This is a genomic window from Azotobacter beijerinckii (assembly GCF_900110885.1).
In the GTDB taxonomy this organism is placed as follows: domain Bacteria; phylum Pseudomonadota; class Gammaproteobacteria; order Pseudomonadales; family Pseudomonadaceae; genus Azotobacter; species Azotobacter beijerinckii.
On the sequence record NZ_FOFJ01000099.1, the window covers coordinates 1 to 7,941 of the forward strand.

The window sequence follows — 7,941 nt, forward strand, 5'->3', positions numbered from 1 at the left end:
TACGTGCCGAAATCGCCCTACAGGAAGGACAAGCTGCTGATCAAACCCTCGAAGAAGAACGTCTCGGCGTTCTATCGGAAGGTGCGGGAGATCGTCAAAGGCAGCGGCGCCCTGACGCAGGCAGCGTTGATCGGCCAACTGAACCCGGTGCTACGGGGGTGGGCGCAGTACCATGCCCCGGCAGTGGCGCAAAAAACCTTCAGCACGTTGGATCACCTGATCCACTGGCGACTCTGGAGGTGGGCGAAACGCAGGCATCCGAAGAAGTCCGCGGCGTGGATTCGGAAGAAATACTTCCACTCCATAAACGGACGGAACTGGGTGTTCGCGTTCCCATACAAAAACAGCAAGGCAGAAGTGAAGTACCGTCGGCTATATGCGCTGGCCGACACCACAACTGCGCACCAAAAGCGTCTGCCGGGAGACTACCAGCCCTATGACGCGGCGCAGGAGCTGAAGTGGGAGAAACTGAGAGTCCAACGGATGCAGCACAAGCTGCGTTATCGGGGACAGATTCTCGGGCTTTTCCGGCGGCAGCAGGGCAAGTGCGCCCTGTGTGGGCATGCGATCAGCAAGGAGACCGGTTGGCACGACCACCACGTCGTCAGACGGGTGGACGGCGGACCGGATACCCTGAGCAATCGCGTGCTACTTCACCCGAACTGCCATGCCCTGGTCCACAGCCAGGATAGACAGGTAGAACTGCTCCACAGCGGCTTATAGTGGTAGAGTCGCCCGCAATACTCCGTGCGTTGCCGGCCAAGTCTCTTGGCTTCAAGTAGGCTTGAGCCGTGTGCGGTGAAAGTCGCACGCACGGTTCTTAGGGGGGGACGGGCCAGTAATGGCCTGTCCCTACCCGACTTCACCGGCGGCCAAGCCCGCCGGTCTCATCGCCCCCGTGAGAAAGCCGTCTCCATGTTTGGTTCAAATGACGACAAGAAGCCGGCCGAGGCCGGCGAGAAGAAAGGCCTGTTCGGCTGGTTCCGCAAGAAGGAGCAACCCGCGCCGGCCCCCGCCTCCGCCCCCGCCGAAGAGCCCTGTGACGTTACCGCCGAGCCGCCGCCGGCGGTGACCGTCGAAACCTCCCGCCCGGCCGAGGCCGAGCCGTTGCCGCCGGTTCTCGAGGCGCCGGTCGAGGTGCCGGTCGCCGCGCCGCCCGTGCCGGAGCCCGAGTCTGAGCCCGCCGCGGAGGCGGCGCCCCCGAGCGAGCCCGCGCCGCTGGCAGCGGTCGAGGTCGAGGCGCCGGCAGCCGTCGTCCAGCCCGCGCCGCGGCCGAACAAGTCCGGCTTCTTCTCCCGCCTCCGCCAGGGCCTGGCGAAGACCGGCTCGACCCTCGGCGAGGGCATGGCCAGCCTGTTCCTCGGCGAGAAGGCGATCGACGACGAACTCTTGGAGGAACTGGAAACCCGCCTGCTGCTCGCCGATGTCGGCGTCGAGGCCACCACCGCGATCGTCCAGAGTCTGACCCAGCGGGTGGCGCGCAAGGAGCTGGCCGACAGCGAGGCGCTGTACCGCGCCCTGCAGGAGGAGCTGACCGCGCTGCTCAGACCGGTCGAGCAGCCGCTGGCGCTCGAGTCCGCGCCGCGGCCCTATGTGATCCTGGTGGTCGGTGTCAACGGCGCCGGCAAGACCACCACCATCGGCAAGCTGGCCGCGCGCCTGCAGCAGGACGGCAAGAAGGTCATGCTCGCCGCCGGCGACACCTTCCGCGCCGCCGCCGTCGAGCAGCTGCAGGTCTGGGGCGAGCGCAACCGGATTCCGGTGATCGCCCAGCATACCGGCGCGGACTCCGCCTCGGTGATCTTCGACGCCCTGCAGGCCGCCAAGGCGCGCGGCATGGACGTGCTGATCGCCGATACCGCCGGTCGCCTGCACACCAAGGACAACCTGATGGAGGAGCTGAAGAAGGTTCGCCGGGTGCTCGGCAAGCTGGACGACGCGGCACCCCACGAGGTGCTGCTGGTGCTGGATGCCGGTACCGGGCAGAACGCCATCAACCAGACCAAGCAGTTCAGCCAGACGGTGAACGTCACCGGCCTGGCGCTGACCAAGCTGGACGGTACCGCCAAGGGCGGGGTGATCTTCGCCCTGGCCAAGCAGTTCGGCCTGCCGATCCGCTACATCGGGGTCGGCGAGGGCGTCGACGACCTGCGCACCTTCGTCGCCGAGGAGTTCGTCCGCGCGCTGTTCGCGGAGAAGCCGGTGCAATGATCCGCTTCGAACAGGTCGGCAAGCGCTATCCCAACGGCCATGTCGGCCTGCACGAGCTGAGCTTCCAGGTGCGCCACGGCGAGTTCCTCTTCGTCACCGGCCATTCCGGCGCCGGCAAGAGCACCTTGCTGCGTCTGCTGCTGGCCATGGAGCGCCCGACCAGCGGCCGGCTGCTGCTCGCCGGGCAGGATCTGTCGAGCATCACCACCGCGCAGATCCCCTTCCTGCGCCGGCAGATCGGCGTGGTGTTCCAGAACCACCAGCTGCTGTTCGACCGTAGCGTGTTCGACAATGTCGCCCTGCCGCTGCGGATTCTCGGCCTGGGCAAGGACGAGATCGCCCGGCGCACCCTGATTGCCCTGGAGCGGGTCAGCCTGCAGGACAAGGTCGAGGGTTTCCCTTCCGATCTTTCCACTGGACAGCAGCAGCGGGTCGGCATCGCGCGTGCGGTGGTCCACCAGCCGGCCCTGCTGCTGGCCGACGAGCCCACCGGCAACCTCGACCCGCGCCTGGCCGCGGAGATCATGGGAGTGTTCGAGGACATCAACCGCCTCGGCACCACGGTGCTGATCGCCAGCCACGACCTGGCGCTGATCGCCCGCATGCGCCACCGCCTGCTGACCCTGCAACGCGGTCGTCTGATCAGCGACGGGGAGGCCGCCTGATGAGCGATTCCAACCTGCCCGAGCCGCGCCCCTCCGAGCGGGTCGGCGCCCTGCCCAGGGCGGAGGCGAAGGGTGCCGAGCCGGATTTCGCCACGCTGCTGGTATCCTGGCTGGACAGTCACCGTGGCAGCCTGGTCGACGGCCTGCGCCGGCTCGGCCGGCAGCCGCTGGGCAGCTTCCTGACCTGTCTGGCGATGGCCGTCGCCCTCAGCCTGCCGATGGGACTGTCGCTGCTGCTCGACGACATCGCGCGGCTCGGCGGCTCCTGGCAGCGTGCCGCGCAGATTTCCCTGTTCACCACGCTGGACGTGGACGATGCGGCGGGCGAGCGTTTGCGCGCGCGAATCGCCGCGCTGCCGGAGGTGGCCGAGGCCGAGTGGATCGGTCGCGAGCGGGGGCTGGAGGAGTTCCAGCGCCAGTCGGGGCTCGGCGAGGCGCTCCGCGGGCTGCCCGAGAATCCCCTGCCGGGGGTGATCCTGGTCACCCCCCGGGCGATCGACAAGGCCGGTCTCGAGGCCCTGCGCCTGCAGCTCGAGGACTTCTCCGGCGTGCAACTGGCGCAGCTCGACCTGCTCTGGGTCGAGCGCCTCGGGGCGATCCTCGCGCTCGGCGAGCGCTTCGTCTTCGGGCTTTCCGTGCTGCTGGTGCTGGCCCTGCTGCTGGTGATCGGCAACACCATTCGCCTGCACATCGAGAACCGCCGCAGCGAGATCGAGGTGATCAAGCTGGTCGGCGGCACCGACGGCTACGTACGCCGGCCCTTCCTCTACATGGGCACCCTGTACGGCGGCGGCGCCGGGCTGCTGGCCTGGCTGGTGCTGGTCTACGGGATCGACTGGCTGAACGCGGCGGTGGTGCGCCTGGCCGGGCTCTATGGCAGTGATTTCGCCCTCGCCGGGATACCCCTGGAGGACGGTCTCTCGCTGCTGCTGGGGGCCGTCCTGCTCGGCTATGTCGGCGCCTGGCTGGCGGTGGCGCGGCACCTCAGCGAGCTGGCGCCGCGCTGATCGGCCGGCGCGCCGGCCGGACTGTAACGGAGCTTTTGCGGCGGCTTGCAGTCAGATCCTCCGATGCTACACTGGCCATTCCCAGTGAATCGGAGGATTCGCATGACCAATTCCCTGCAACCTGTTTCTGCCCTGGTCCCCGGCGCCAACCTGGAGGCCTATGTGCACGCGGTCAACAGCATCCCGCTGCTGACGCCCGAACAGGAGCGCGAACTGGCCGGTCGTCTCTACTACCAGCAGGACCTGGAAGCCGCACGGCAGATGGTGCTGGCGCACCTGCGTTTCGTCGTCCACATCGCCCGCAGCTATTCCGGCTATGGTCTGGCCCAGTCCGACCTGATCCAGGAAGGCAACGTCGGCCTGATGAAGGCGGTCAAGCGCTTCAACCCGGAAATGGGCGTGCGCCTGGTGTCCTTTGCGGTGCACTGGATCCGCGCCGAGATCCACGAGTTCATCCTGCGCAACTGGCGTATCGTCAAGGTCGCTACCACCAAGGCGCAGCGCAAGCTGTTCTTCAACCTGCGCAGCCAGAAGAAGCGCCTGGCCTGGCTGAACAACGACGAAGTCCACGCCGTGGCCGAGAGCCTGGGCGTCGAGCCGCACGAAGTGCGCGAGATGGAAAGCCGCCTGAGCGGCCAGGACATGGCCTTCGACCCGGCGGCCGACGCCGACGACGACAGCGCGTTCCAGTCGCCGGCCCACTACCTGGAAGACCAGCGCTACGACCCGGCGCGCCAGCTGGAGGAAGCCGACTGGAGCGACAGCGCCGCGGCCAACCTGCACGAGGCGCTGGACGGTCTCGACGAGCGCAGCCGCGATATCCTCTACCAGCGCTGGCTGGCCGAGGAGAAGGCCACGCTGCACGATTTGGCGGCCAAGTACAAGGTCTCCGCCGAGCGTATCCGCCAGCTGGAGAAGAGCGCCCTGAACAAGCTCAAGGGCTCGATCCAGGCGTAATTCTCTTCCCCGTAGGGTGGGTAACCGCGCAGCGTTACCCACCCTACGGCAGCACAGCTGCAGTCTTCATGATGTTCCCCTGCCGACCACCGGCCCGGCGCCACCCTCATCTGTCCAGCCGCACCTTGCTGAAGTCCTGGCGTCCGAACGGGCTGGCCCGATAGCCCTCGACGCCCTTGCGGACCAGCACGGCGGCGGTCGGGTGGGCCAGCGGCAGCCAGAGCGCCTGCTCGCGGATCAGCGTCTGTGCCTCCCGGTACAGCCGGCTGCGCTCTACTTGGTCGCTGCTGCGTTTGCCCTCGGCGATCAGTTGGTCCAGCCGTGCGTTGCAGTAGCGGGCGAAGTTCAGTCCCGACGCGACCGAGGCGCAGGCGAACTGCGGAGTGAGGAAGTTGTCCGGATCGCCGTTGTCGCCGGCCCAGCCCATGAACAGCAGGTCGTGCTCGCCGGCCTTGGCGCGGCGGATCAGCTCGCCCCACTCGATCACCCGGATCTCCGCCCGGATGCCGATCTGCGCCAGGTCGGCCTGCAGCAACTGGGCGCCGAGCGCGGGGTTGGGGTTGAGCAGGCTGCCGGCCGGGCGCGTCCAGATCGTGGTGCTGAAGCCTTGCGCCAGCCCGGCCTTGAGCAGCAACTCGCGGGCCCGGGCCGGATCGTGGGGATAGACCGGCAGGTCGGCGGCGTAGCTCCAGGTCGTCGGCGGATAGGGGCCGTCGGCGGCCTGCGCGTTGTCCTCGAACACCGCCTTCAGGTAGCTGGCCTTGTCGAAGGCGAGGTTGATCGCCTGGCGCACCTCGGGCCTGTCCAGCGGGGGATGCTGGGTATTGAGGGCGACGAAGGCGGTCATGAAGGCCGGCGTGGCGACTACCTTGAGCGTCGAGTCGTCCTGCGCCGCACGCACGTCCTGCGGTTTCGGCGACAGGGCGATCTGGCACTCGCCGCGGCGCAGGCGCTGCAGACGCACGTTGGCGTCCGGGGTGATGGCCAGGACCACTCCGTCGACCGCGGGCTTGCCGGCGAAATAGTCGGGGTTGGCCAGGTAGCGTACCAGGGCATCCTTCTGGTAGCGCTTGAGCACGAAGGGGCCGGTGCCGACCGGCTGGCTGTCGAGCTGCTCCGGTGTGCCGGCGGCGAGCAGTTGGGCAGCGTACTCGGCCGAATAGATGGAGGCGAAGCCCATGCTCAGGGTGGCGAGGAAGGTCGCGTCGGGGCGGGCGAGGGTGAAGCGCACCTGCTGCGGCCCGACCGCCTCGATGCTGCGGATCAGCTCGCCGAGCTGCATCGACTGGGCATGCGGATAGCCGCTCGGCGCCGTCCTGTGCCAGGGATGGGCCGGATCGAGCATGCGCCGGAAGCTGAACAGCACGTCCTCGGCAGTCAGCGTCCGGCTCGGGGTGAACCAGGGCGTCTGGTGGAAGGCCACGCCTTCGCGCAGCCGGAAGTCGTAGACCAGACCGTCCGTGGACACCTGCCAGCTCTGCGCCAGGCCGGGCTGCAGCTGGCCGCTCTGCGGATCGAACTCGACCAGGCGGTTCATCAGCACGTCGGCGGAGGCGTTGGTGGTGGTCAGCGAGTTGTAGCGCACCACGTCGAACCCCTCCGGACTGGCCTCGCTGCAGACGACGAGCGTGGCGGCCTGGCTCAGCAGCGGGGCGAACAGCAGGGGGAGAAGGGCGAGGCGCATGCGGGGCTCCTGAAGGGGCGGACGGGCGGGTCTTCGGCGAAGGGGGCTATTCTGGAGCAGTTTTCCCGGAAAATGCTCCGCCTGTCGCCGGTTATTCTCGCCCGTTCCGGCAATCGGAATGGGCCGCGACGCCGCGCGGTGCGCCGAGGCGGGAGCTATTCTTCGACCTGTGTCGAGGGAGAGCGGACGTGACCGATACTTCGAAGCCCAAGGACTTGCTGATGGATCGGGCGCCCCGCCTCGGCGAGCGTCTGCTGCCGATCACCGAGGCGGAGCGACAGGCCCGTGTGCGGCTCGCCGCCTGCTATCGCGTCTTCGACTACCTGGGCTGGACCGAGTCCATCTTCAACCACATCACGCTGCGCGTTCCCGGGCCGGAAACGGTCTTTCTGATCAATCCGTTCGGGCTGCACTACAGCGAGGTGACGGCTTCGAATCTTGTCGCCGTCGACCTCGAAGGCCGGCCCGTCCGGCCAGCTGGGCATCCGCTCAACCTGGCCGGCTTCGTGATCCATGGCGCCATTCACGGACATATCCAGGCCGCCCATTGCGTCATGCACACGCACACGACCACCGGCAGCGCGGTCGCCTGCCTGGAGGACGGGCTGTCCCACGATTCGTTCTACGGGGCGCAACTGCATGGTCAGGTCGCCTATCACGACTTCGAGGGCGTGACGGTGAACTTCGATGAGCGGGAGCGGCTGCTCGCGAGTATCGGCGACAAGCGCGTGGTCATCCTGCGCAACCACGGCTTGCTGACCTGGGGCGAAACGCTCGAGGAAGCCTTTATGTGGTTGTGGCTGCTGCAGCGCGCCTGCGATGTCCAGATCGCCGCCGCCTCTGTCGGGCGCATGACGCGCCTGTCGGCGGACGTACTGGCCCGGACTCGTCTCCAGGCAGGCGCCCGGCAGCCAGAGCTGTGCAAGGCGGTGTTCGATGCCTGGGTGCTGAAGGTCGACGCGCTGGATGCTTCCTACCGGGACTGAATGCTCCACGAGAGCGGGAAGGGGGCGGATTTATTTGTGCTCGGCCAGTGGCCGGGCGGCGGAGCGTGCCGGGCCATCGACGGCATGGCTGGCGGATGACGCGAAGGACCTCCGTTGGTCGTCGCCGAAGTCGCAGGGCAATCGCGCTATGAGGCATCCGGGCCAAACAGCAGTTGGGTTCGGTACTGCGCATTGGTGCAGGCCCGCATGCGCCGCCTGCCAATGCTCAGTTGACTGCTGTCGTTCTGTCGTATCAGGTTCAGTGCCGCGCGGCGTATCACGGCCAGGTTGCTGGCCGAGTGGTCCTTGCGACTGCGATTGGCATCCTCGCGAAACTGCACATCCAACACCCAGTGCTGGCTGTTCTCAATGGCCCAGTGGTCGCGCACCACGCCGGCAAAGCGTTCCAGGTCGCCGATCGAGCTCAGGAA

The 7,941-nt window shown here is 67.6% G+C and carries 8 protein-coding genes; 6 read left to right on the top strand and 2 right to left on the bottom strand.

Annotated features, from left to right (window positions below):
- From BMY22_RS21995 to rpoH, 5 genes are all read left to right on the top strand, one after another.
- The coding region (locus tag BMY22_RS21995) for a group II intron reverse transcriptase (protein WP_208599374.1) at nucleotides 1-723 on the top strand (723 nt) is incomplete at its 5' end.
- A gap of 192 nt (nucleotides 724-915) precedes the next feature.
- Nucleotides 916-2,211 carry a signal recognition particle-docking protein FtsY gene (ftsY, locus tag BMY22_RS22000; RefSeq protein ID WP_090625423.1) on the top strand — a complete coding sequence of 432 codons (1,296 nt, stop codon included), beginning with the start codon at nucleotides 916-918 and terminating at the stop codon, nucleotides 2,209-2,211.
- Entirely contained in the window at nucleotides 2,208-2,876 is a 669-nt protein-coding gene (gene ftsE / locus BMY22_RS22005) for a cell division ATP-binding protein FtsE (RefSeq protein WP_090625424.1), read from the top strand. Before ftsY ends, ftsE begins: the two co-directional genes overlap by 4 nt.
- Nucleotides 2,876-3,883: a permease-like cell division protein FtsX gene (ftsX, locus tag BMY22_RS22010; RefSeq protein ID WP_090625426.1), complete on the top strand. Its 1,008-nt coding sequence runs from the start codon at nucleotides 2,876-2,878 to the stop codon at nucleotides 3,881-3,883. Before ftsE ends, ftsX begins: the two co-directional genes overlap by 1 nt.
- A gap of 102 nt (nucleotides 3,884-3,985) precedes the next feature.
- Entirely contained in the window at nucleotides 3,986-4,840 is an 855-nt protein-coding gene (gene rpoH, locus BMY22_RS22015; RefSeq protein ID WP_090625427.1) for an RNA polymerase sigma factor RpoH, read from the top strand.
- A 106-nt stretch (nucleotides 4,841-4,946) separates the two neighbouring features.
- Here the strand turns inward: rpoH and BMY22_RS22020 are convergent, their stop codons facing one another.
- A complete protein-coding gene (locus tag BMY22_RS22020; protein WP_090625429.1) occupies nucleotides 4,947-6,524 on the bottom strand; it encodes an ABC transporter substrate-binding protein in 1,578 nt (525 codons plus the stop codon).
- A gap of 188 nt (nucleotides 6,525-6,712) precedes the next feature.
- On the opposite strand from BMY22_RS22020, the gene BMY22_RS22025 reads away from it, so the two are divergent.
- Complete coding sequence (locus tag BMY22_RS22025; RefSeq protein WP_208599375.1) at nucleotides 6,713-7,510, top strand: class II aldolase/adducin family protein; 798 nt, start codon at nucleotides 6,713-6,715, stop codon at nucleotides 7,508-7,510.
- 146 nt (nucleotides 7,511-7,656) lie between these two features.
- On the opposite strand, the gene BMY22_RS22030 is transcribed toward BMY22_RS22025, so the two are convergent.
- A partial coding sequence (locus BMY22_RS22030) for an ISAs1 family transposase (protein WP_143068597.1) occupies nucleotides 7,657-7,941 on the bottom strand: 285 nt, incomplete at its 5' end.